We start from the raw sequence: 20,759 nt of genomic DNA on the forward strand, positions 1-20,759 counted from the left end.
CTCCATCCCTGATGGAGCCTCACGTCGTTCTGCTGTCTGCCGCCGTCTCGGACGTGGGGGCGCACCGGCTCGTCAACCAGGACGCGGCCTTCACCGCCTCGTGGGGCGTCGCCGTCGCGGACGGCGTGGGCGGAGGACCGGCCGGCGACCTCGCGTCCGCCGCCTTCGTGCACAGGCTCGCCGCCGGACGCCCGACGGGGCTCGAGACCGAGCAGTTGGCGGCGAGCGTGCGCGCCGCCAACTGGGATCTGCGTGCGCACGTCGAGCGGGATCCGTCACTGTCGGGGATGGCCACGACCTTCACCGGGCTCTTCGTATCGGGAGCCGGAGCGCTGCTGCTCGCGCACACCGGCGATTCGCGCGCCTACCGCCTGCGGGACGGCATTCTGACCCGACAGACCCGAGACGACTCCCTGGTTCAGGCTCTGGTCGACAGGGGGATCGTGGCGGAAGAGGATGCGGCATCCCATCCTCGCCGGAACGTGATCACCGCGTCGCTGAGCGGTGCCGAGCGCGATGCACCCGCGATCGTCGAGCTCGAGCCGCGCCCGGGCGACCGCTGGCTGCTGTGCAGCGACGGCCTGTCGGACTACGTGCCGGATGCCGAGATCCTGACTCTCGTGACGGCTCACGCTCGTGCGGAGGATGCCGCGCGTGCCTGCGTCGATCGCGCGCTGGAGGCCGGCACCTTCGACAATGTCACGGTGGTCATCGCCGACGTCATCCCGGGGCAGCTCGCCGAGGGCATCTCGGCGGAGCCCTCGTTCTACGGGTCGGCGACGGATCGATTCATGGAGGGGCTCGAATCCGCCTGAGCGGCGCTCAGACGCCCGCTGGCGCCCGCACGACCATGACCTGGGGGTCGAACACCCGGGGGAGTGCGCCGCCGTCGTTCTCCGTCGGCTGACCCTCGCGGACCCAGTACTCGTAGCCGCCGATCATCTCCCGGACGGCATAGCCGAGCTTCGCGAACTCCAGCGCGCCCTTCGCGCCGGCGTTGCAGCCCGGACTCCAGCAGTACACCACGACGGGCGTCGCGCGATCGATCTCAGATGCCGCGCGATCCGCGATCTCGCGGTACGGGATGTGGACTGCGCCCGGGATGCGCCCCTGCGCCCACGCCTCGTCGCCGCGCACGTCGACGAGCACGAACTCCTCGCCGGCCTTCTGCGCCGCGTACACGTCCGAGGCATCCGTCTCGAGGGCGAGTTTCGTGGAGAAGTACGTCAGTGCATCAGTCATGTCTTCACCCTACGGACGACGAGAACCGTCCTCGGTGGCCGGCGCCGACATCGGTCGGCGGAATCCTGCCGTTTCGTCGCGGTTCCGCGGTCCCGGAACGAGTGATGCCCGGCACGACCGATGGGGTCGTGCCGGGCATCCGGCGCGTTCGACGGTGCGTCCTACGCGCCGGACTCCTTGTCGCGGTTGCGCGGCGACTTGGTGCCGGGCTCTGCTTCGGGGACGATCACATTCGAGGGGCGCACGGCCGTCTCGGAGTTGCGCCCGTCGTCGATCGGCGTGTGAGGAGCATCCGGGACACCGGCGCGCTCATGTGCACCTTGCAGCTCGGCATCCTCCTCGGCGGCGATGTGATCAAGCGAGTGGTGTTGGTGTGCCAGCGCCGCGTCGAGTTCGCTCTGCGTGACGGGGGAGAGGCGGTCCTCGAAGAACCAGCGCGAGATCGACGCGCGCAGGTTCTCGTGCCACGGGATGCGTCCCTTGGCGTTGGGGCGCACGACGAGCGGCTCGTAGATCTCGTGATCGACCAGCTTGTAGCGGTCGTACTCGTCGACCGGCTGATGGACCTCGATGTACTCGCCGCCGGGAAGGCGGACGATACGGCCAGACTCGTAGCCGTGCAGCGCGATCTCGCGGTCCTTCTTCTGCAGCGCGAGACAGATGCGCTTGGTCACGAAGTAGGCGATGATCGGGCCGACGATGAGCAGCGCCTGGAGGGTGTGGATGACGCCCTCCATCGTGAGCCAGAAGTGCGTCGCGATGATGTCGGAGGATGCCGCAGCCCACATGACCGCGTACACGGTGACGCCGGCGGCGCCGATCGCGGTGCGCGTCGCGGCGTTGCGCGGGCGCTGGGCGATGTGGTGCTCGCGCTTGTCACCGGTGACCCACGCCTCGATGAAGGGGTAGATCAGCACGAGGACGAGGAACACGCCGATCACGCCGAGCGGCACGAGGATGTTGAACGACCACGTGCGGTCCAGGAAGACGAACTCCCAGCCCGGCGGGATGAGGCGGAGCATGCCGTCGGCGAAGCCGATGTACCAGTCAGGCTGCGTACCGGCCGACACCGGCGACGGGTCGTAGGGGCCGTAGTTCCAGATCGGGTTGATCGTGAACAGCGATGCGATCAGCACGATCACACCGAACGTGATGAAGAGGAACCCGCCCATCTTGGACATGTAGACCGGCATCATCGGGTAGCCCACGACGTTGCTGTTCGAGCGCGCCGGTCCCGCGAACTGCGTGTGCTTGTTGATGACCATGAGCATCAGGTGCAGTACGAGCAGCGCCACGAGGATGGCCGGCAGCAGCAGGATGTGCAGCGTGTACAGGCGTCCTACGATCGCGGTGCCCGGGAACTCGCCGCCGAACAGCAGGAACGAGGTCCATGTGCCGATCAGCGGGATGCCCTTGACCATGCCGTCGATGATGCGCAGGCCGTTGCCCGAGAGGACGTCGTCGGGCAGCGAGTAGCCGGTGAATCCCTCGGCCATCGCCAGGATGAACAGGATGAAGCCGATCACCCAGTTGAGCTCGCGAGGCTTGCGGAACGCACCGGTGAAGAAGATGCGGAGCATGTGCACGCCGATGCCGGCGACGAACACGAGCGCGGCCCAGTGGTGGATCTGACGGACCAGAAGGCCACCGCGGATGTCGAACGAGATCTCGAGGGTCGAGGCCATCGCGGCGGACATCTCGATGCCGCGCATCGGGAGGAAGGCGCCGGTGTAGTGGGTCTCGACCATCGACGCCTGGAAGAAGAACGTCAGGAACGTGCCCGACAGGAGCACGACGACGAAGCTCCACAGGGCGATCTCGCCCAGCATGAACGACCAGTGGTCGGGGAAGATCTTGCGGCCGAGCTCCTTGACGAAGCCCGAGAGGCTCGTGCGCTCGTCGATGTAGTTGGCGGTGGCGCCGATGAAGCGGCCGCCGAGCGGCTTGTCACGTGCCGGGAGCGGCCCGTCGGAGACGGCCGGCTCCCGAGTGACGTTCTCGGTGGGGTGAGTGGCGGTACTCAATGACGCTCCCAGAAGCTCGGGCCGACGGGTTCGGTGAAGTCGCTGCGCGCGACGAGGTACCCCTCATCATCGACGGTGATGGGCAGCTGCGGCAGCGGACGGGCGGCAGGTCCGAAGATGACCTTCGCGTGGTCGGTCACATCGAACTGCGACTGGTGGCAGGGGCACAGCAGGTGGTGCGTCTGCTGCTCGTAGAGAGCGACCGGGCAGCCGACATGCGTGCACACCTTGGAGTACGCGACGATGCCGTTGTACGACCACTCCTTGCGCTCCTCCGACTCGGTGAGCTGCTCCGGGAGCAGGCGCACCAGGAGGACGATGGCCTTGGCCTTCTCTTCCAGGTAGCCGTCGTGGTGCGAGAGGGCCGCAAGCTCCTCGGGGATGACGTGCACGGCCGAGCCGAGGGTCAGGTCGGCGGCGCGGATGGGCTCGCCGCTCGGGTCATGCGCCAGGCGCATGCCCTCCTTCCACATCGTGTGCTCGAGGAGCGCGACCGGGTCTCCGGCGTTGGGGTGCTCGGGCGAGCTGAACGGCGCCAGGCCGCGGAACAGCACGATGCCCGGGGCGATCGAGGCGACCAGCGCCGCGATCATCGAGTTGCGGATCAGCACGCGGCGGCCGAAGCCGGACTCGGCGTCGGCATCGGCGAAGGCCTTGATCGCGGCCTCGCGCGTCGAGTCGCGCCCGCGCGTCGCGTGACGGGGCTCGATGAACTCCTTGTCGGAGACGATCGCCTTGGACCAGTGGATCGCGGCGATGCCGATCGCGAGCAGCGCAAGGGCGATGCCCAGGCCGATGAAGAGGTTGTTGTGGCGGATGTCGATGATCCGGCCGCTCTCGATCGGGAACAGCATGTACGCCGCGATGGCCCAGATGCTGCCGGCGATCGACAGGTAGAAGAGGGTGTAGACGGTGCGGACCGCGCGCTTCATGGCGGCGGGGTCCTTGTCGGTCATCCGCTCGCGGTGCGGCGGGAGCTCCGGGTTGCGCACCGGGTCGTTCACCGCGACGGCGAGCCCGGGGGAGGGCTTCCAAGAAGCCCTCTCGTGCTCGAGCGGGTCGTCCTCGTGTGCCATGCTGCTCCTCGTCAGTGTTGCGTGTTCGTTCGTGATCAGTTGGACTTCGCCGTGATCCACACGGTCAGTGCGATCAGCGAACCGATCCCGAAGATCCAGATGAAGAGGCCCTCGGACACGGGGCCCAGCGAGCCGAGCGAGAACCCACCCGCCGATTGGTTGTCCTGCAGGTAGAGCAGGTAGGTGATGACGTCGCGCTTCTCTTCGGTCGTCAGCGTCATGTCGTTGAAGACCGGCATGTTCTGGGGACCCGTGACCATCGCCGCGTACATGTTGAGCGGGGTGGTCTCGTGAAGCGCCGGGGCGTACTTGCCCTCGGTCAGCGCACCGCCGGCGCCGGCGACGTTGTGGCACATCGCGCAGTTGATGCGGAACAGCTCGCCGCCCTCGGCCGCGCTGCCCTCGCCGTCCAGGACTTCCTCATCGGGGAAGCTGGGACCGGGGGCGATGGACTGGATGTACTCGCCGATCGCGGCGATCTGCTCATCGGTGAACTGGACGGGCTTCTGCGGCGCCTGCGGACCCTGCATCTGCAGGGGCATGCGGCCGGTGCTCATCTGGAAGTGGACGGCGAGTTCGCCGACGCCGTAGAGGGAGGGGCCGTCGTCCGTGCCCTGGACGTCGAGTCCGTGGCAGGTCGCGCAGTTCGCCTGGAACAGGCGCTCACCGTCCTCGACAGTGAGCGCCGAGTCGACGCTCGTCTCGGGCGTGGTGGCCGCCATCGCGGCGGAGGCACCGGCGTAGACGCCGCCGGTGATCAGCAGCCCGAGGCCGATGAGCGCGGCGGTGGCCCAGGGGCTCCGGCGTCCTTTCGAGCGGCGCGTGGTCTCTCGTGCCATGTCGGTGAATCAGCTCCGCTCTTACTTCAGGAAATAGATGACGGCGAACAGGGCGATCCAGACGACGTCGACGAAGTGCCAGTAGTACGACACCACGATCGAGGACGTCATCTCCTTGCGCCCGAAGTTCTTGACGGCGTACGCGCGTCCGATCACCAGCAGGAAGGCGATGAGGCCGCCGGTGACGTGCAGGGCGTGGAAGCCGGTCGTCAGGTAGAACGCCGATGCGTACGCGTTGGCGCTGATGGGGAGGCCCTCGGCGACCAGCTGCGCGTACTCCCACACCTGGCCCGACACGAAGATGGCGCCCAGCGCGAAGGTCAGCCAGAACCACTCGACCATGCCCCAGCGCTGCCAGAACGAGTTCGACTTCACCGTGTAGGGCTGGAACCGCTCGGCCGCGAACACGCCCATCTGGCACGTGACCGACGAGAGCACCAGGATGATGGTGTTCACGAGGGCGTACGGGACGTTCAGCAGCTGCGTGCTCTCGGCCCACAGATCGGGCGAGGTGCTGCGGAGGGTGAAGTAGATCGCGAAGAGGCCCGCGAAGAACATCACCTCGCTGCCGAGCCACACGATGGTGCCGACAGCGACCGGATCCGGCCGCTTGACGGACCGCATGGCCTGGGAGTAGGTCGCTGTGGAGGTCGTCACACACCCCATTATGGCCGATGCGACGCCGCGATTTTCGCATCGCGGGGCACTATTTGCCCCCTACCGAACTTAGGGCGTCCTAAGAGAACACCGCGAGTCGGCCGTGAACGTGCGGTGAACACGCCGGTTCGGCTCGGATGGGACGCGGTGTCACGAACGCATTGCGATCTCGCGCCCCCGCTAGGCTTCTCGGTTATGGCGGAGCTCTACACCTGGCCCGGGATCCTGACCGCGCTGCTCGAGAGGCGCGACCTGAGCGTGTCGGAGTCGACGTGGGCGATGCGCCAGATCATGTCGGGCGCCGCGACGCCGTCGCAGCTGTCGGGGTTCCTGCTCGCGCTGCGGGCGAAGGGGGAGACCGTCGACGAGATCGTCGGCTTCCGCGACGCGATCCTCGAGGCGGCGCTGCCGCTGCCCGTGGATGCGGCGGTGCTCGACATCGTCGGCACCGGCGGCGACCGCTTCGGCACGGTGAACGTCTCGACGATGGCGGCGCTGGTGGCCGCGGCATCCGGTGTCCCCGTGGTCAAGCACGGCAACAGGGCGGCGAGCTCCGCGTCCGGTTCGTCGGATGTGCTCGGCGCACTCGGAGTCGACCTCACGCTCTCGCCCGAGGCCGTGGCCGAGACGCTCTCGCGAGCGGGGATCACGTTCGCGTTCGCCACCGCGTTCCACCCCGGGTTCCGGCACGCCGGCCCGTCGCGCAGCGAGCTGGGTGTGCCGACCGTGTTCAACTTCCTGGGGCCGCTCTGCAATCCCGCGCGCGCCGAGGCCAACGCGGTGGGCGTCGCGCACCTGGACCGCGTGCCCCTGATCACGGGCGTCTTCCGCACGCGGGGCGCGACCGCCCTGGTGTTCCGCGGCGACGACGGACTGGACGAGCTGACGACGACCGGGCACAGCCGGCTATGGGAGGTCAGCCGCGGCGACGTGCACGAGCATGACCTCGATCCGCGCGACCTCGGTATCCCGCTCGCCGAGATCGACGACCTGCTGGGCGGCGACCCGGCGCACAATGCGGCCGTCGTCCGGCGGGTGCTGCAGGGCGAGCGGGGGGCGGTCCGCGACATCGTGCTGCTCAACGCCGCCGCCGGGATCGTCGCCTACCGGCTGTTCCGTGACGCGACCGAGGTGCAGCGGCCGATCCTCGAGCGGCTGGCCGAGGCGCAGGGTGAGGCCGCGGCCGCCATCGACGGCGGCGCCGCGGCGGCGACACTCGACCGCTGGGTCGAGACCACGCGCGAACTCGCCCGCTGAGGACGACGCGCATCACGACGGTCTTCCACCCGGTCGCCGGCTCCCGCTAGCGTGTGGCGGGGGACAGCCACCGTCAGGAGGACGTGATGACCGATCAGACCGCCGCCGCCGTGGAAGGATCCGTCGAGCCGCCCGCACGCTCGCTCGGTGGAGTGAAGGTCGTCGGGATCCTCGGGATCCTCGCGGGCGTCGTGCTGATCGTCGTCGGCATCGTGGTGTGGATCATGGTGTCCACGCAGCTGCAGGCCGAGCGCATCGCGATCCCGGACGACGCGATGGCGTTCCAGGGGCAGACCGTTGCGGGGCCGTTCACTGCGTTCGTGCAGGCCGACATCATCCAGCACCACGCGCTGGAGGCGTCCGAGGGCAAGACGTACGCCGAGCTGCCCCAGGACGACCCGCTGCGCGCCACCATGATGAACGCCTCGTTCCTGCGTGCGTCGCTGTTCACCTCGGTGGTCTCGTTCGGCGTCGCCGCCTTCGCCATCGGAATCGGCATCCTGTCCATCATGTTCGGCTGGGCGCTGCACCGGCTGGCCGGTGCGCCGGTCGTCGTGAAGTCGGCGCGAGTCGCCTGACGTGACGCGCACGACCGAGCCGGAGGGCGAGTGAATCCTCACGACGCGCTCAGCGAGATCGCGACGCTGCTCGAGCGCGAGCGGTCGTCGCGGTACAAGTCCAAGGCTTTCCGTGCGGCGGCCGACGCCATCGCGGGCCTGAGCGATGCCGAGCTGCGGGATTCGGCCTCGCTGCGCCGCCGCAAGGGCGTGGGCGACTCGACCTTCGCCGTGATCCAGGAGGCGCTGGCCGGGGGCGTGCCGGCGTACCTCGCCGATCTGCGCGAGCGCGCGGGCGTTCAGCGGGCGTCCACGCTGCGAGGGCTGCTGCGCGGCGACCTGCACTCGCACAGCGACTGGTCGGACGGCCTCACGTCGATCGACCTGATGGTCGACGCGGCACGTGCGCTCGGGCACGGGTATCTGGCGCTCACCGACCACTCGCCTCGACTGCGGGTAGCGAACGGGCTCTCTCCGGAGCGGCTGCGCGCACAGCTCGAGGTGATCCGCGGCATGAGCGGCGACGGCTTCACTCTGCTCTCGGGCATCGAGGTCGACATCCTCGACGACGGCACGCTCGATCAGGAGCCGGAGCTACTGGACGAGCTGGATGTCGTCGTCGCCTCGGCGCACTCGAAGCTGCGCATGGAGCGCGGGCCGATGACCCGCCGGCTCGTCGCGGCGGCGTCGAACCCGCGCGTGGACGTGCTCGGCCATGTGACCGGACGCCTCGTGGAGGGGTCCCGCGGCACCAGGCCGCCCTCCACGTTCGACGCGCGGCCGGTGTTCGAGGCGTGCGTCGAGAACGGCGTGGCGGTCGAGATCAACTCGCGACCCGAGCGCCAGGATCCCCCCGATGAACTCATGGCGCTCGCTCTCGAGATCGGCTGCCTCTTCTCCATCGATTCCGACGCCCATGCGCCGGGGCAGCTGTCGCTGCTCGACTACGGCGCCGAGCGGGCGGAGCGGATCGGCGTTCCGCCCGAACGCATCGTCACGACCTGGGAGGTGGAGCGGCTCCGAGCCTGGACCGGGCGGTCGCGCGGCGCGTAGCCGAGTCAGGGCCGGAAAGCCGTCGCCGCGACCCGCGGCGGGCGTCGTGCCCGGCGCGGGTCGCGGCATCCATCATCCGGTGGCGTTGGTGCGGATCACCTCCAGCCGCGCGCGGTACTCCGTCTCGTCGATGTCACCGCGGGCGAAGCGTTCGGCGAGCGTCGCCTCGGCCTGGCGGGCAGGACTCAGCCGGCCGTGCGGGCCGTACCCGTTCTCTGCCGCGCGACGCCAGCGGCGCCCGAAGATCGCGAAGAGAACGGCGAACACGGCGATCCAGAACAGCGGGATCAACAGGAACCACCAGCCGGGCCCCCACGGGCCGGCGTAGTGGGCGGCGACCGGGGCTGCCAGCATCCCGGTGGCGAGCGTTGCAGTCATGCGGGTGTCCTCTCTCGAGCCGGCCGGACCAGGACGGAACGACCGGATGCCGTCAGTCAAGGCGAGTCGCACCGGGAGCGAATCCGCCGCGCGGAGTGACTTGGGCTGCTCCGTGCGGAGTACGAGGCCGCGCAGAGGTCAGGGCGAGGTATGCCAGCCCGGCGTGGCCAGCCCGGCCTCGTACGCGAGGATCACCAGCCGCACCCGGTCGCGAGCGTGCAGCTTCTGCATGATGCGCGAGACGTGCGTCTTCGCCGTCAGAGGGGACAGGTGCAGGCGCGCGCCGATCTCTTCGTTCGTGAGGCCCTCGGCCACGAGCCGCAGGACGTCCGTCTCGCGCTCCGTGAGCGCGTCCAGCGCGCGGGCATCCGCCGTCGGGCGCATGCCCGCCGCGGCGCGCTCGATGAGCCGCCTGGTGATGCCGGGCGAGAGGAGCGCGTCGCCGCCGGCGACGACCCGCACGGCGCGGATGAGGTCGGCGGGTTCGGTGTCTTTGACGAGGAACCCGCTCGCGCCGGCCAGGATGGCGCGGGTGACGTATTCGTCGAGCTCGAACGTCGTCACGATCACGACCCGCACGGCGGCGAGCGCGGGATCGGCCGTGATCTGCTCCGTCGCCCACAGGCCGTCGCCGTCGGGCATGCGGATGTCCACCAGCGCGACGTCTGCCCTGGTGCGTCGCAGCGACGCAACCAGGTCGCGGCCGCCGGACGCTTCGGCGACGACCTCGATGTCGGGTTCCGAGTCCAGCAGCGCGCGGAATCCCGCCCGAACGAGCTGGTGGTCGTCGGCGAGCACGACCCGGATCATGACGCACCCTCCCACGGCAGGCGGGCGACCACGCTCGTGCCGCGCGGTCCGCTCTCCACCTCGAGACCGCCGCCGGCCAGTTCGGCACGCTCCCGCATTCCCCGGATGCCGCCCCGCTCCACGGTGCCGGCGGGAAAGCCTGCCCCGTCGTCCGTGACGGTCAGCACGAGGCTGCCGCCGTCGCGAGCGACCGTCACGGTCGCGTGCGACGCGGCCGAATGACGCACCACGTTCGTGAGGGCCTCCTGGACCATGCGGTACGCGACGGTCTGCACGGCGCTGGCCGGCACATCGCCGTCGATGCGGTCCTCGAGCGCGACCGTGAGCCCCAGCCCGGATCGGCCTGCGACGAGCGACGGCAGCTGCGCCAGCTGCGGCTGAGGTGTGAGCGGAGCCGTGTCGGGCGCGCCCACCTCGTCGCCACGCAGGAACGCGAGCACGCCGCGTACCTCGTCGAGCCCGGTCGCGCTGAGCGATCGGATGTTGGCCAGCGCCTCGCGGGCACGTTCGGGTTCGCGGTCGAAGAGGTGCAGCCCCACGCCCGACTGCACGGCGATCTGGCTGAGCGAGTGCGCGAGCACGTCATGGAGCTCGCGTGCGATGCGCGTGCGCTCCTCCTGCTCGGCGGCGCGCCGGCGGGCCGCGAGCTGCGCGCACGGATCCCCTCGCCGATGGCGAAGCAGACCGCCAGCGCGAGCGTCGCGACGGCGATCCGCACCGGATGCCACTGCGAGCCGGTCAGCTCGGCGCCGACGATCGCCGCGAGCCAGGCGAGGCCGACTGCCGAGAGGGCCCAGATGCGGGCTCCCCGCACGACCGCGCCGATGATCGCGAAGGCGAGGGCGGCCGGCGGCGGCCCGAACACCGGCGGGACGAAGAGGTCGACGGTCACCAGCGCCGCCACCACCGCGACGGTGGGGCCGGGCCAGCGGCGTGCGGCCAGGAGAGCGAGGGCGGATGCCGCGGCCAGAGCGATGCTCGTCAGCGCGGCGGGCAGCGGCACGTGCTGCCACCACGAGGCGCCGATCGTGCCGGGCACCTGGATCAGCAGCGAGACGACGACCGGGACCACCAGCCCGACCGCCGTCGATCGCCGGAAGCGCGAGCCGGACTCGTCCCACGTGCGGCCTGGCATGGGCACGATCGTACGCCGGGCTCGTCTATGCGGAATCTGACGGCAGGACGCTCCGCCGTACTCCCGCGGGAGTACGGCGCGGGTCAGAAGGTGTCGAGCGCGCCGACGATGCGAGTCATCGCGGTGCCCAGAGCCCAGCGCTCGGCGAGAGACGTGGCATCCGCCTTGCCCTGGTCGTCGAGCGGTCGCAGCCGTGTGTCGGGCACCGTCAGCGGCAGATCTCGCACGACGGCCACCACCTGCGGTGCGACGGCCAGATAGGGCAGACCGGCGAGCAGCTTCGCGCGCACTCCGGCCGACATCCCCTCGCTCGTCTCGGCGGCCGCGAGGATGCCGGCGAGGTCGCCGTGGGCTGCCAGCAGACCCGCGGCTGTCTTGTCTCCGATTCCCGCGACACCCGGCAGGCCGTCGGACGAGTCGCCGCGAAGGGTCGCGAAGTCGGCGTACTGCCCCGGCAGCACGCCGTACTTGGCCACCACGGTCGCGTCGGTGACGACCTCGAGGTTGCTCATGCCTCGCGCGGTGTAGATGACGCGCACTTCGCGCGCGTCGTCGACGAGCTGGAAGAGGTCGCGGTCGCCCGTCACGATGTCGACGGGCATCGTCGCCGTCGTCGCGAGCGTGCCGATGACGTCGTCGGCCTCGTGCGCGGGCGCGCCGATGATGCGCAGTCCCAGCGCGTCGAGCGTGTCGCGGATGACCGGCACCTGCACCTCGAGCGGATCGGGCACGACTTCGATGTCGGGGCCTGCGGCGACCACCTCGGCCACGCGGTGGGTCTTGTAGGTCGGGATCAGGTCGACGCGCCACTGCGGCCGCCAGTCGTCGTCCCAGCACGCCACGAGGTGCGTGGGCCGGTACGTCGTGATGAGCCTCGTGATGATGTCGAGGAATCCGCGCACCGCGTTCACCGGCGTGCCGTCGGGCGCCCGCACCGTGTCGGGCACGCCGTAGAAGGCGCGGAAGTACAAGGAGGCGGAATCGAGCAGCATGAGGCGGTCGGTCACCGCTTCATCCTGGCACGCGGGTGCGACGCGCGCGCGGCGGAAAGGCGGCTGCAGCGAGGCACCTCCCGTTCACCTGCCGGCCGATAGCCGGTCGCCTGTCGGCACCCGTCTTGTTCACATCTCCCGCGCACCGTGGTGAGACGGCGCGCGAGAGCGTGCGCACCGCTCTCAGCCGCGAAGGAGGCGACATGGGCACGGACGATGTTCTGGCGTGGGTCGAGTCGCCGCTCCAGCTGCTCGGCGCCGCCGAGTGGGCCGCCGCACACGGCACGTCGGTGCCGGTCGCCGGCCGGCTGACGCCGCAGATCTCCGAGACGGCCGACGAGCTGGTCGCGCGGGGAGCCCGCTTCAGCGATCTCGAGCCTTATCTCGGCATTCCCTGGACTCTGCTCGCCCGGCACCGCCATTGGCTGGTCGGCGACGGCTTCTCGGGCCAGTTCCGTCTGGCGGCGAGCGTGCTCCGCCCACGCCGGATCACCTTCCTCGACGACGGCGCCCTCGCGCTCTCATACGCCGACACGCTGCTGGGACGCCGGCCCTATGCCCGGCCGTCCGTCGTCGAGCGTGGTCTCACCACGATCGCGGCCCCGTTCGCGGCGGAGGTGGTGCGCCGGCGTGCGGCCGCCCGCCGTGCCGGCATGTTCACCGCATTCGACCTCGGAGCGGACCGCCTCGACGCGCTGTCGGACCGCGGTTTCGGCGTCCGCCGTCACGACTTCGCATGGACGCGTGCCACGGCGCCGGCGGCACCGGAGCTCGGGCGACGCATCGTCCTGGGCAGCGCGCGACCCGTCGACGGACGGATGCCGCTCGCCGACTACCTGACATGGGTGACGGATGCCGCCGCCGAAGGCGCGGTCTACCTGCCGCACCGTCGTGAGACGTCGGAGCAGCTGGACGCGGTCGCCGTCGTGGCCGGGATCCGCATCCGCGAGACGCGGCTTCCTGTCGAGCTGGTGCTCGCGGGCGCGCGCGAGCCTCTCGAGATCCACACTCTGCCCTCGAGCACGTCCACCACGATTCCGCTGGTCCTGGCCGGCACAGGCTCGCGGCTTCACACCTCCGCACGACGCGGGGCGACGCGGACGGTGACGGCATGAGCGAGGTCGTCGCGATCATTCCCGCGCGCGGAGGGTCCAAGGGGATCGCCCGCAAGAACCTGCGGCGCGTCGGCGGAGTCCCCCTTGTGGCACGGGCGGTGGATGCCGCGCAGCGCTGCGCGGCGATCGACCGCGTCGTGGTCACCACCGACGACGCCGACATCGCGGCGGTCGCCGCCGAATGGGGGGCCGAGATCGTGGAGCGGCCGGTTCGCCTGGCCGACGACGGGGCGTCGTCCGAGAGCGCGCTGCTGCACGCGATCAGCGAGCTGGAGACGCGCGGCGTGGACGTGGGGGTGGTCGCCTTCCTCCAGCCGACGTCGCCGTTCATCGACGTGGACGCGCTGGCCGACGCGGTGCAGCTCGTCCGCTCCCGGCGGCGAGACAGCGTCTTCTCCGCGATCGAGACGTACGGCTTCCTGTGGGAGAAGGGCGTGGGCGGCGCCGCGCAGGCGATCAACCACGACATGGATGTGCGGCCGAGACGTCAGGACCGCGATCCGCACTACCTCGAGACCGGCGCCTTCTATGTGATGCGCGCCGCCGGATTCCGCGCGAGCAGGCATCGCTTCTTCGGAAGCGTCGGCATCGCCGAGGTCGAGCCGCGCACCGCGATAGAGATCGACACGACCGACGAGCTCGAAGTGGCCCGCGCGCTCGCACCGCTCGTGGACCGGTCGGCGCCGGTGCTGGCTGACGCGGTGGTGACCGACTTCGACGGCGTGCACACCGACGACACCGTGCGCGTCGACCAGGCAGGAGTCGAGGCCGTCACCGTCAGCCGTGCAGACGGCATGGGGGTGTCGCTGCTGCGGGCGGCCGGCATCCCGCTGCTGATCCTGTCGACCGAGGCCAACCCGGTCGTCGCGGCCCGAGGACGCAAGCTCGGCGTGGAAGTGGTCCAGAACGCCGCCGACAAGGCGACCGCGCTTCGCGACTGGGGCGCGTCGCGTGGCATCCCGCTGTCTCGCATCGCCTATCTCGGCAACGACGTCAACGACCTCCCGTGCCTCGAGATCGTCGGATGGCCGGTGGCCGTGCCCGACGCACATCCGCTCGTCCTCGCCGCCGCTCGTGTGGTGCTGGACCGTCCCGGTGGCGACGGCGCCGTGCGGGATCTGGCCGAACGCGTGCTCGCCGCGCGTCCGGCCGTACGCACCCTGACCGACCCCTTCACCGCATCACAGGAGACATCATGACCGTCACGATCGGTTCCCGCGTCATCGGCGGCGGACGCCCCGCCTACGTCATCGCCGAGATCGGACTCAACCACAACGGCGATGTGGAGCTGGCCAAGCGCCTCATCGACGTCGCGGCCGACGCCGGCGCGGACGCGGTGAAGTTCCAGAAGCGCACGCCCGAGATCGCGACCCCCGAGCACATGCGCGACATCCCGCGCGAGACGCCGTGGGGCACGATGACATACCTCGAGTACCGGTACCGCGTCGAGTTCGACCGCGACCAGTACATCGAGATCTCGGATCACGCGATGCTGCGGGGCCTGGAATGGTTCGCCTCGCCGTGGGACGAGCCGAGTGTCGCGTTCCTGGAGGACCTGGGAGTGCACGCGCACAAGGTGGCCTCGGCATCGCTGACCGACCACGGCCTGCTGCGGGCGCTGCGCGACACCGGCAAGACCGTCATCCTCTCCACCGGCATGTCGACGATGGACGAGATCGACGCCGCGATCGATGTGCTCGGCACTGAGCGGCTCCTGCTGATGCACGCCACGTCCACGTACCCCATGGAGCCCGGCGAGGCGAACCTGCGGATGATCCCGGCGCTGCGCGAGCGCTTCCCCGGTGTGCCCGTCGGATACTCCGGTCATGAGCGCGGCCTGCAGATCTCTCTCGCGGCGGTCGCGCTGGGCGCGGTCGCGGTCGAGCGGCACATCACCCTGGACAGGACGATGTGGGGCTCCGACCACGCGGCGTCGCTCGAGCCCACCGGTCTGCAGCACCTCGTCCGCGACATCCGCGTGATCGAGTCGGCGCTCGGCGACGGGGTCAAGCGCGTCTATCAGAGCGAGCTCGCACCGATGGCGAAGCTGCGCCGCGTCCCCGCGTGACGGCCGCTCCTCCCGGCGGCGGGCGGTTGCGGATCGTCGCCATCGCCGACACCGACTCGTACGTGAAATGGTCGGCCGCCCTGATCGGCGGCGCCACGGACCGGTGGGATGCGACCCTGCTCGTGCTCGAGACGCCGCTCGTGGTGAGCGAGGCTCAGCGAGCGGCGGCGCTGAGCGGTTCCGGCCTCGCGCCTGACCGTGTCGAGCGCATCGAGTACGCAGCGCTGTCGGCCCGCCTGCGGGAACTGCGTCCGGATGCCGTGCTCGTGGCGGCGCGCGGGCCCCTCGTCCGCGTGCTCGCGCGTGACGTGGCCGCGATGCGGCCGCGACCGGTCATCATGACGGGACTTCCTGGAATCTCGATCCCCGCAACCCGCAAGGCGCTTGTCTACCGGACCCAGTGCGACCTCTTCGTCGTGCATTCGCGGCGTGAACTGCGCGACTTCACCGCCCTGTCGGAGCGAACCGGCTTCGGCGCACGGTTCGCACTCGCCACCCTGCCGTTCGCCCGCGGCGCCGCCCATGGCGCGGCGGGAACGGCCGGCGAGCAAACGGGCAGCGACCTCGTATTCGCGGCGCAGGCCCGCGTGCCGGCCACCCGGGCGGATCGCCTCCGAGTCGCGCGGATGCTCGTCCGTGCAGCCGAGGCCGATCCGTCACGGCGCGTCGTGGTGAAGCTGCGCGCGGCCGAAGGGGAGCAGCAGACGCACGTCGAGCACGACGGGTACCCGGAACTGCTCTCGACCCTCGGTGCGCTCCCGCCGAACCTGGTCACCTCGACGTCGCCGATGAATGTCGCTCTCGCGACCGCCGAGGGGCTCGTCACGGTCAGCTCGACCGCGGCGATCGAGGCGATCGCGCGCGGCCTGCCGGTGATCGCGCTCGACACGTTCGGCGTGTCGCGGGCGCTCATCAACGAGACGCTCGCCGATGCCGGTCTGCTCGGCAGTGAAGAGGACGTCGTCGCGCGTCGGCTGCGGCATCCCGCCTCCAGCTGGCTCGACGACAACTACTTCCATGCCCCCGACGCGGACGACTGGGAGCAGGCGACCGCCGAGCTGATCGCGCGGCGACGAGCGGGCGAGCTCGCACCGCGCCCGGCGCTCGCGCGACGTGGCGGAGCGCTCCGCGACGCATGGGAGCGGAGAGTCGCGCTGGGACGCAGCGACACGTCGGCGTCCGGTGCATTCGCGTATGCCATCGGGCTGCCGGTGCGCGCGGTCGTGCGGTCGGTGCAGCGTGCTCGACGGACTCTCGTGCCGCGCGTGCGCGCAGAGCACGCCCGATGATGCGAACCGCGCCACCCCGGGAGAAGCCGGCGACCGCGCGGGGGGTTCGCGGATCGCCGGCCCCTGGGCCGGCCGGTGAGACCGCCTCACGTGCCCCCGGGGGTCGGGCGCGAGAGAGGGGTCCGCGCGACGCAGCGCCAAGGGCGCCGGCGGCGGGACTCGGGTATCCCTTCCGCGGCGCCGTCGTCAGGATTCCATCGGGACCTGGGAGATCCTTATGGCCCGACCCGACGTTCGCCGCATGCTGGCCGTGCGGACGGACGCCTGCCATCATGACCGCATGACCATATGGAAGCACGGGGGCGTTCTCGCCCTGGCCCTGGCCGGTTCAGCGCTGATTCTCGCCGGGTGCGCCTCCTCGCCGCCCGTCGTCGCTCCGGTGACGCGCGATGCGGGGTCGTTGCAGGGCGAGACCGTGGACCTCGTGGTCGGGCAGGTGCTCGACATCGACACCGGCGACCTCGCCGTCGACAGCTATCGCGGCGAAGTCGAGGACTCCGCAGTGGCAGAGTTCGTCCCCGGACGTGAAGACGGCAGCGCGACGTTCAACCCCGGCGTCGAAGCGCTCGGCGAGGGCACGACGACGGTCGTCCTGTCGAACGAGAACGGCGGCATCCAGGATGTGACCTTCACGGTCGTCGTCTCGGAATGATGCGGCTCGTCGCCCACCGCGGGATCCGCATCGGGCGTACTCTCAGGCGATGACCACCGCCGCCCATCGCACCGAGCTCCGCGAGCTCCTCGACGAGCTCCGCGAGGAGGCGAACGTGCGTCTCGTCGCGATGGACGCCACGATCGCCGAGCTCCGCGAGGATCGAGGCTCGGCCGTGGCCGACGACGAGCACGACCCCGAGGGTGTGACGCTCTCGGGTGAGTGGGCGCGCGCCGTCGGGCTCCAGGACGCGGCGCGACGCGAGATCGCCGAGATCGACGAGGCCGTACAGCGGTGGGAGGCCGGCACCTACGGCGTGTGTGTCGACTGCGGTCGCGGCATCCCGATCGCGCGCCTGCGGGCCCGCCCTTTCGCGACCCGGTGCGTCACGTGCGCCGAGAAGGCCGGTGCGTGAGTGTCGTTCGGTGCAGCGGCATCCCGTGCCACCGGCGAGGGCTTCATCCGGGTCGAACCGGCGTCCGGCTGTCCCTGCGGGAGCGGAGAGCGATTCGACGGATGCTGCGGCCCCGTGCTCGGCGGTGACCCGGCCCCTACCGCCGAACGACTCATGCGCTCCCGCTACACCGCGTTCGTCGTGGGCGACGTGCGCCACCTCGTCGCGTCCTGGCACCCGGGCACGAGGCCGGATGACCTCACGCTGGACCCGGTGCTGCGCTGGACCGGACTCGAGATCGTCCAGGCTCGAGACGGCGGTCCGGACGACGCGCGCGGCACGGTGGAATTCCGCGCGACGTGGCGCCGCGGCAGCGAGCGCGGAGAGCTGCATGAGCGCAGCCGGTTCGTGCGCCGGAGCGGCGGCTGGTGGTATGTCGACGGCCTCGTGATCACGTCCTGACGCCGAGCGCCGCGGGCCCGCCGGGGACCGCTAGCGTTGGTCCATGACCACTCAGGCCGACAGAGCACAGACCCTCGCACGACTTCACTCCGCGCCCGAGATCCTCCGGGTGGTGAACGTGTGGGACGCGGTATCGGCGAAGGCGATCGCGGCGCTCCCCGAGACGCGGGCCATCGCCACCGCCGGCCATTCGATCGCGGCCACGTTCGGCTATGCCGACGGGGAGAACATCCCGCTCGACCTCATGCTCGACATGGTCGGCCGCATCGTCGAGGTCGTGGGCGACCTGCCTGTCAGCGCCGACCTCGACGCCGGCTTCGGCGACCCGGGCGAGACCGTGCGGCGCGCGATCGGCAAGGGCGTCGTCGGTGCGAACGTCGAGGACCGGCTGCGCCCGCTCGACGAGGCCGTCGCGGCGGTCGAGGCGATCGTCGCGGCAGGCGAGGCCGAGGGCGTCCCGTTCGTGCTGAACGCCCGCACCGACGCCTTCGTCCGCGCGGGCGACCGCCCGGTCGAGGCATCCGTCGCCGACGCGATCGAGCGTGGCAGGGCCTACCTCGCCGCCGGAGCAGACCTCGTCTTCGTGCCCGGCATCCTCGATGCCGATGTGACCCGGCGGCTCGTGGAGGGGATCGGCGAGCGCAAGCTCAGCGTGATCGGGCTGCCCGGCACGCTGCGTGCGGCGGAGTACGAGGCGCTCGGCGTCGCCCGGGTGTCGTACGGCCCGATGCCGCAGCGGGTCGCGCTCACGGCGCTGCAGGACGTCGCCGCAGACCTCTACCGCGACGGGATGATCCCCGCCTCCACTCGCAATCTCAACTGAGGGCGCGCGGTCCGGGCCACACTCGGCGGGCGTCGATCAGGTGTCGTGCTCGATCGGAGCCTCGTCCTCGCGGTGATCGTCGAGGGCGCCGGCCGGGTACTCGGCGACGTCGGGGCTGCGACGCAGGAACACCGTGCTCGCCACGAGGCCGCCCCACACGATGACGATGGCCAGCACCAGGAACGTGATCGCGAGCGGAGTCATGACGACACCTTCCTCTCGGTCGTCGAGGCGACGCGTTCGGCCGGGGGATACTCGGGCCACGGCGTGAAGTCATCGGGCGAATCCCGCCATCTGAGCGCCGTCATCACGATCGCCGCCACGACGATGAACGCGATCGTTCCCCACCCGAAGAGCAGCAGGTACCAGCCCGGCATCCCCTCGTAACCCTCCACGATCAGCGCGACGATGCGGGAGATGAGCATGTAGCCCAGCACCACGGGCGCGAGGACGCCGACGAGCGCGACCCACAAGCGGCCGACTTTGAAGGTCGAGACGGCGTTGAGGTGATAGCGCAGCTCGGGGCCGCGACGGAGCACCCAGATGACGAGGATCGTCATGATGACGGCGGATGCCACGATGCCGATGTTGTTCGCCCACTGATCGGTCACATCCAGCGCGAGCAGGCCGGTCGTGGTCGAGAACAGCAGCACCGAGAGCACAGCCGACACCACGCCGACGCCGATGGCGGCGGCTCGCGGCGACAGCCGGAACTTCTCCTGGATCGCGGCCGACACCACCTGCAGGACAGAGATGAGCGAGGTGAACCCCGCCAGCGCCAGCGAGCCGAAGAAGAGGCAGCCGAACAGGGGTCCGCCAGGCATCTGCGACACGATCGCGGGGAAGGTGATGAACGACAGACCGACGCCGGTCAGTCCCTCGAGGTCGGCGACCGCGATGCCCTGCTGGAATGCGAAGAAGCCGAGCGTCGCGAAGACGCCGATGCCGGCCAGGATCTCGAACGACGAGTTCGCGAAGGCGACGACCAGTCCGGGTGCGGTCAGATTCGCGCGGCGGCGGCGATAGGAGGCATAGGTGATCATGATGCCGAACGCGATCGAGAGCGAGAAGAAGATCTGGCTGTACGCCGCGATCCACACATTGGGATCGCCGAGCGCGGCCCAGTCGGGTGTGAAGAGCGCGTTCAGTCCTTCGGCGGCGCCGTCGAGGAACAGGGCGCGGACGACGAGGATCAGGAACGCGACGACCAGCAGCGGGAGGAAGATCACGTTCACCCGCTGCAGGCCCTTCGCCACGCCCGCGGCCAGCACCACGATCGCCGCGATCCACACGATCGCGAGCGGGATGAGCACATTCGGCACGAACTCGAAGCTGATCCCTGGCTCACCGACCCGCAGATACTCGCCGGTGAGGAACCCCGCCGGATCGTCGCCCCACCGCAGATCGAACGAGAACACGAAGTAGCTGAGCGCCCACGCGATCACGGCGGTGTAGTACAGCCCGATGACGAAGGCGATCGCGACCTGGAACCAGCCCAGCGATTCGGTCCAGCGGCCCACTGCGCGCCCGACCCTGCGGAACGCCGTGGGCGCGGCGCCGCGGAATCGGTGGCCGAGTGCGTAGTCGAGGAAGAGGATCGGGATTCCGGCGGTCAGCAGCGCGACGAGGTACGGGATGAGGAACGCGCCTCCGCCGTTCTCGTACGCGACGCCCGGGAATCGCCAGATGTTGCCCAGACCCACCGCCGACCCGATGGCGGCGAGGATGAACCCCACCTGGCCGGTCCATTGCTCGCGCGGGCGCCCCGCGGTGACCTGTGTGGGGGTGGAGCCTTCGGCATCGGTCACGTCATCGTTCCCTTCTGCGGTGCTGCCGGCGGGGCCGGTCGTTCCCTGGCACGCTAGCAGCGCGGGGGTGGCTGCATCCAGAGTCCACGCGGGCTCCGGGAATCCGTCAAGCGGCCTCAGCGTTGCGC

General features: G+C 70.4%; 24 protein-coding genes. 13 read left to right on the plus strand and 11 right to left on the minus strand.

Annotated elements, in window-relative coordinates; genetic code table 11:
• Positions 1-11 precede the first annotated feature (11 nt).
• Positions 12-815 carry a PP2C family protein-serine/threonine phosphatase gene (locus HF576_RS19275; RefSeq protein ID WP_168914464.1) on the plus strand — a complete coding sequence of 268 codons (804 nt, stop codon included), beginning with the start codon at positions 12-14 and terminating at the stop codon, positions 813-815.
• 7 nt (positions 816-822) lie between these two features.
• Here the strand turns inward: HF576_RS19275 and HF576_RS19280 are convergent, their stop codons facing one another.
• The 5 genes from HF576_RS19280 to ctaE form a co-directional block, all read right to left on the minus strand.
• Positions 823-1,242, minus strand: coding sequence for a rhodanese-like domain-containing protein (locus tag HF576_RS19280; RefSeq protein ID WP_168914465.1), 420 nt, complete (start codon positions 1,240-1,242; stop codon positions 823-825).
• Positions 1,243-1,403: 161 nt separating this feature from the next.
• On the minus strand, positions 1,404-3,266 hold the full coding sequence (gene qcrB / locus HF576_RS19285; protein WP_205835494.1) for a cytochrome bc1 complex cytochrome b subunit: 1,863 nt from the start codon (positions 3,264-3,266) through the stop codon (positions 1,404-1,406).
• Positions 3,263-4,342 (minus strand): cytochrome bc1 complex Rieske iron-sulfur subunit, encoded by a 1,080-nt coding sequence (gene qcrA, locus HF576_RS19290; protein WP_168914466.1) that lies wholly within the window; start codon positions 4,340-4,342, stop codon positions 3,263-3,265. The genes qcrB and qcrA overlap by 4 nt, the downstream gene beginning before the upstream one ends.
• Positions 4,343-4,377: 35 nt before the next feature.
• Positions 4,378-5,181, minus strand: coding sequence for a cytochrome bc1 complex diheme cytochrome c subunit (qcrC, locus tag HF576_RS19295; RefSeq protein WP_168914467.1), 804 nt, complete (start codon positions 5,179-5,181; stop codon positions 4,378-4,380).
• Positions 5,182-5,202: 21 nt separating this feature from the next.
• On the minus strand, positions 5,203-5,847 hold the full coding sequence (gene ctaE, locus HF576_RS19300; protein WP_168914468.1) for an aa3-type cytochrome oxidase subunit III: 645 nt from the start codon (positions 5,845-5,847) through the stop codon (positions 5,203-5,205).
• Positions 5,848-6,033: 186 nt separating this feature from the next.
• Between ctaE and trpD the strand changes: the two genes are divergently transcribed.
• The 3 genes from trpD (at position 6,034) to HF576_RS19315 (ending at position 8,705) form a co-directional block, all read left to right on the plus strand.
• The gene (gene trpD / locus HF576_RS19305; protein ID WP_168914469.1) at positions 6,034-7,095 is read left to right on the plus strand and encodes an anthranilate phosphoribosyltransferase; all 1,062 of its coding nucleotides are present in this window, start codon (positions 6,034-6,036) and stop codon (positions 7,093-7,095) included.
• Between the two features lie 86 nt (positions 7,096-7,181).
• Positions 7,182-7,673 carry an aromatic ring-opening dioxygenase LigA gene (locus HF576_RS19310; RefSeq protein ID WP_168914470.1) on the plus strand — a complete coding sequence of 164 codons (492 nt, stop codon included), beginning with the start codon at positions 7,182-7,184 and terminating at the stop codon, positions 7,671-7,673.
• Positions 7,674-7,703: 30 nt separating this feature from the next.
• Positions 7,704-8,705 (plus strand): PHP domain-containing protein, encoded by a 1,002-nt coding sequence (locus HF576_RS19315; protein ID WP_168914471.1) that lies wholly within the window; start codon positions 7,704-7,706, stop codon positions 8,703-8,705.
• Between the two features lie 72 nt (positions 8,706-8,777).
• Here HF576_RS19315 and HF576_RS19320 read toward each other — a convergent pair whose 3' ends face one another.
• From HF576_RS19320 to HF576_RS19330, 3 genes are all read right to left on the minus strand, one after another.
• Positions 8,778-9,083, minus strand: a complete 306-nt coding sequence (locus tag HF576_RS19320) for an SHOCT domain-containing protein (RefSeq protein ID WP_168914472.1) — start codon at positions 9,081-9,083, stop codon at positions 8,778-8,780.
• A gap of 138 nt (positions 9,084-9,221) precedes the next feature.
• A complete protein-coding gene (locus HF576_RS19325; RefSeq protein WP_168914473.1) occupies positions 9,222-9,893 on the minus strand; it encodes a response regulator in 672 nt (223 codons plus the stop codon).
• A complete protein-coding gene (locus tag HF576_RS19330; protein WP_168914474.1) occupies positions 9,890-10,474 on the minus strand; it encodes an ATP-binding protein in 585 nt (194 codons plus the stop codon). Before HF576_RS19330 ends, HF576_RS19325 begins: the two co-directional genes overlap by 4 nt.
• Here HF576_RS19330 and HF576_RS19335 point away from each other — a divergent pair.
• Complete coding sequence (locus HF576_RS19335; protein ID WP_168914475.1) at positions 10,463-11,068, plus strand: hypothetical protein; 606 nt, start codon at positions 10,463-10,465, stop codon at positions 11,066-11,068. The two genes, HF576_RS19330 and HF576_RS19335, sit on opposite strands and share 12 nt — an antisense overlap.
• Positions 11,069-11,111: 43 nt before the next feature.
• Here the strand turns inward: HF576_RS19335 and HF576_RS19340 are convergent, their stop codons facing one another.
• Positions 11,112-12,035: a 5'-3' exonuclease H3TH domain-containing protein gene (locus tag HF576_RS19340; RefSeq protein ID WP_168914476.1), complete on the minus strand. Its 924-nt coding sequence runs from the start codon at positions 12,033-12,035 to the stop codon at positions 11,112-11,114.
• A 188-nt stretch (positions 12,036-12,223) separates the two neighbouring features.
• On the opposite strand from HF576_RS19340, the gene HF576_RS19345 reads away from it, so the two are divergent.
• The 8 genes from HF576_RS19345 to HF576_RS19380 all read left to right on the plus strand — a co-directional run bounded on the left by HF576_RS19345 (position 12,224) and on the right by HF576_RS19380 (position 18,823).
• The gene (locus tag HF576_RS19345; RefSeq protein ID WP_168914477.1) at positions 12,224-13,135 is read left to right on the plus strand and encodes a hypothetical protein; all 912 of its coding nucleotides are present in this window, start codon (positions 12,224-12,226) and stop codon (positions 13,133-13,135) included.
• Entirely contained in the window at positions 13,132-14,334 is a 1,203-nt protein-coding gene (locus HF576_RS19350; protein WP_168914478.1) for an acylneuraminate cytidylyltransferase, read from the plus strand. Before HF576_RS19345 ends, HF576_RS19350 begins: the two co-directional genes overlap by 4 nt.
• Positions 14,331-15,203 (plus strand): N-acetylneuraminate synthase family protein, encoded by an 873-nt coding sequence (locus HF576_RS19355; protein ID WP_168914479.1) that lies wholly within the window; start codon positions 14,331-14,333, stop codon positions 15,201-15,203. Before HF576_RS19350 ends, HF576_RS19355 begins: the two co-directional genes overlap by 4 nt.
• Complete coding sequence (locus HF576_RS19360) at positions 15,200-16,492, plus strand: DUF6716 putative glycosyltransferase (protein ID WP_168914480.1); 1,293 nt, start codon at positions 15,200-15,202, stop codon at positions 16,490-16,492. The genes HF576_RS19355 and HF576_RS19360 overlap by 4 nt, the downstream gene beginning before the upstream one ends.
• A 280-nt stretch (positions 16,493-16,772) precedes the next feature.
• Entirely contained in the window at positions 16,773-17,144 is a 372-nt protein-coding gene (locus tag HF576_RS19365; RefSeq protein ID WP_168914481.1) for a hypothetical protein, read from the plus strand.
• Between the two features lie 49 nt (positions 17,145-17,193).
• Positions 17,194-17,559: a TraR/DksA family transcriptional regulator gene (locus HF576_RS19370; protein WP_168914482.1), complete on the plus strand. Its 366-nt coding sequence runs from the start codon at positions 17,194-17,196 to the stop codon at positions 17,557-17,559.
• Between the two features lie 114 nt (positions 17,560-17,673).
• Positions 17,674-18,000 carry a YchJ family protein gene (locus HF576_RS19375; RefSeq protein WP_343234359.1) on the plus strand — a complete coding sequence of 109 codons (327 nt, stop codon included), beginning with the start codon at positions 17,674-17,676 and terminating at the stop codon, positions 17,998-18,000.
• A gap of 43 nt (positions 18,001-18,043) precedes the next feature.
• Positions 18,044-18,823: an isocitrate lyase/PEP mutase family protein gene (locus HF576_RS19380; RefSeq protein ID WP_168914484.1), complete on the plus strand. Its 780-nt coding sequence runs from the start codon at positions 18,044-18,046 to the stop codon at positions 18,821-18,823.
• 36 nt (positions 18,824-18,859) lie between these two features.
• Here HF576_RS19380 and HF576_RS19385 read toward each other — a convergent pair whose 3' ends face one another.
• Both HF576_RS19385 and HF576_RS19390 read right to left on the minus strand, forming a co-directional pair.
• Positions 18,860-19,027 carry a methionine/alanine import family NSS transporter small subunit gene (locus HF576_RS19385; protein WP_168914485.1) on the minus strand — a complete coding sequence of 56 codons (168 nt, stop codon included), beginning with the start codon at positions 19,025-19,027 and terminating at the stop codon, positions 18,860-18,862.
• On the minus strand, positions 19,024-20,631 hold the full coding sequence (locus HF576_RS19390; RefSeq protein WP_168914486.1) for a sodium-dependent transporter: 1,608 nt from the start codon (positions 20,629-20,631) through the stop codon (positions 19,024-19,026). Before HF576_RS19390 ends, HF576_RS19385 begins: the two co-directional genes overlap by 4 nt.
• Positions 20,632-20,759 lie beyond the last annotated feature (128 nt).

This window comes from Microbacterium salsuginis, assembly GCF_012524205.1.
In the GTDB taxonomy this organism is placed as follows: domain Bacteria; phylum Actinomycetota; class Actinomycetes; order Actinomycetales; family Microbacteriaceae; genus Microbacterium; species Microbacterium salsuginis.

Bases quoted from the DNA above. Each gene is read 5' to 3' on its own strand.
- HF576_RS19275 (WP_168914464.1), top strand. From the start codon at position 12: ATGGAGCCTCACGTCGTTCTGCTGTCTGCCGCCGTCTCGGACGTGGGG.
- HF576_RS19280 (WP_168914465.1), bottom strand. From the start codon at position 1,242: ATGACTGATGCACTGACGTACTTCTCCACGAAACTCGCCCTCGAGACG.
- qcrA (WP_168914466.1), bottom strand. From the start codon at position 4,342: ATGGCACACGAGGACGACCCGCTCGAGCACGAGAGGGCTTCTTGGAAG.
- qcrC (WP_168914467.1), bottom strand. From the start codon at position 5,181: ATGGCACGAGAGACCACGCGCCGCTCGAAAGGACGCCGGAGCCCCTGG.
- ctaE (WP_168914468.1), bottom strand. From the start codon at position 5,847: ATGGGGTGTGTGACGACCTCCACAGCGACCTACTCCCAGGCCATGCGG.
- trpD (WP_168914469.1), top strand. From the start codon at position 6,034: ATGGCGGAGCTCTACACCTGGCCCGGGATCCTGACCGCGCTGCTCGAG.
- HF576_RS19310 (WP_168914470.1), top strand. From the start codon at position 7,182: ATGACCGATCAGACCGCCGCCGCCGTGGAAGGATCCGTCGAGCCGCCC.
- HF576_RS19320 (WP_168914472.1), bottom strand. From the start codon at position 9,083: ATGACTGCAACGCTCGCCACCGGGATGCTGGCAGCCCCGGTCGCCGCC.
- HF576_RS19325 (WP_168914473.1), bottom strand. From the start codon at position 9,893: ATGATCCGGGTCGTGCTCGCCGACGACCACCAGCTCGTTCGGGCGGGA.
- HF576_RS19345 (WP_168914477.1), top strand. From the start codon at position 12,224: ATGGGCACGGACGATGTTCTGGCGTGGGTCGAGTCGCCGCTCCAGCTG.
- HF576_RS19350 (WP_168914478.1), top strand. From the start codon at position 13,132: ATGAGCGAGGTCGTCGCGATCATTCCCGCGCGCGGAGGGTCCAAGGGG.
- HF576_RS19355 (WP_168914479.1), top strand. From the start codon at position 14,331: ATGACCGTCACGATCGGTTCCCGCGTCATCGGCGGCGGACGCCCCGCC.
- HF576_RS19365 (WP_168914481.1), top strand. From the start codon at position 16,773: ATGACCATATGGAAGCACGGGGGCGTTCTCGCCCTGGCCCTGGCCGGT.
- HF576_RS19370 (WP_168914482.1), top strand. From the start codon at position 17,194: ATGACCACCGCCGCCCATCGCACCGAGCTCCGCGAGCTCCTCGACGAG.
- HF576_RS19380 (WP_168914484.1), top strand. From the start codon at position 18,044: ATGACCACTCAGGCCGACAGAGCACAGACCCTCGCACGACTTCACTCC.
- HF576_RS19385 (WP_168914485.1), bottom strand. From the start codon at position 19,027: ATGACTCCGCTCGCGATCACGTTCCTGGTGCTGGCCATCGTCATCGTG.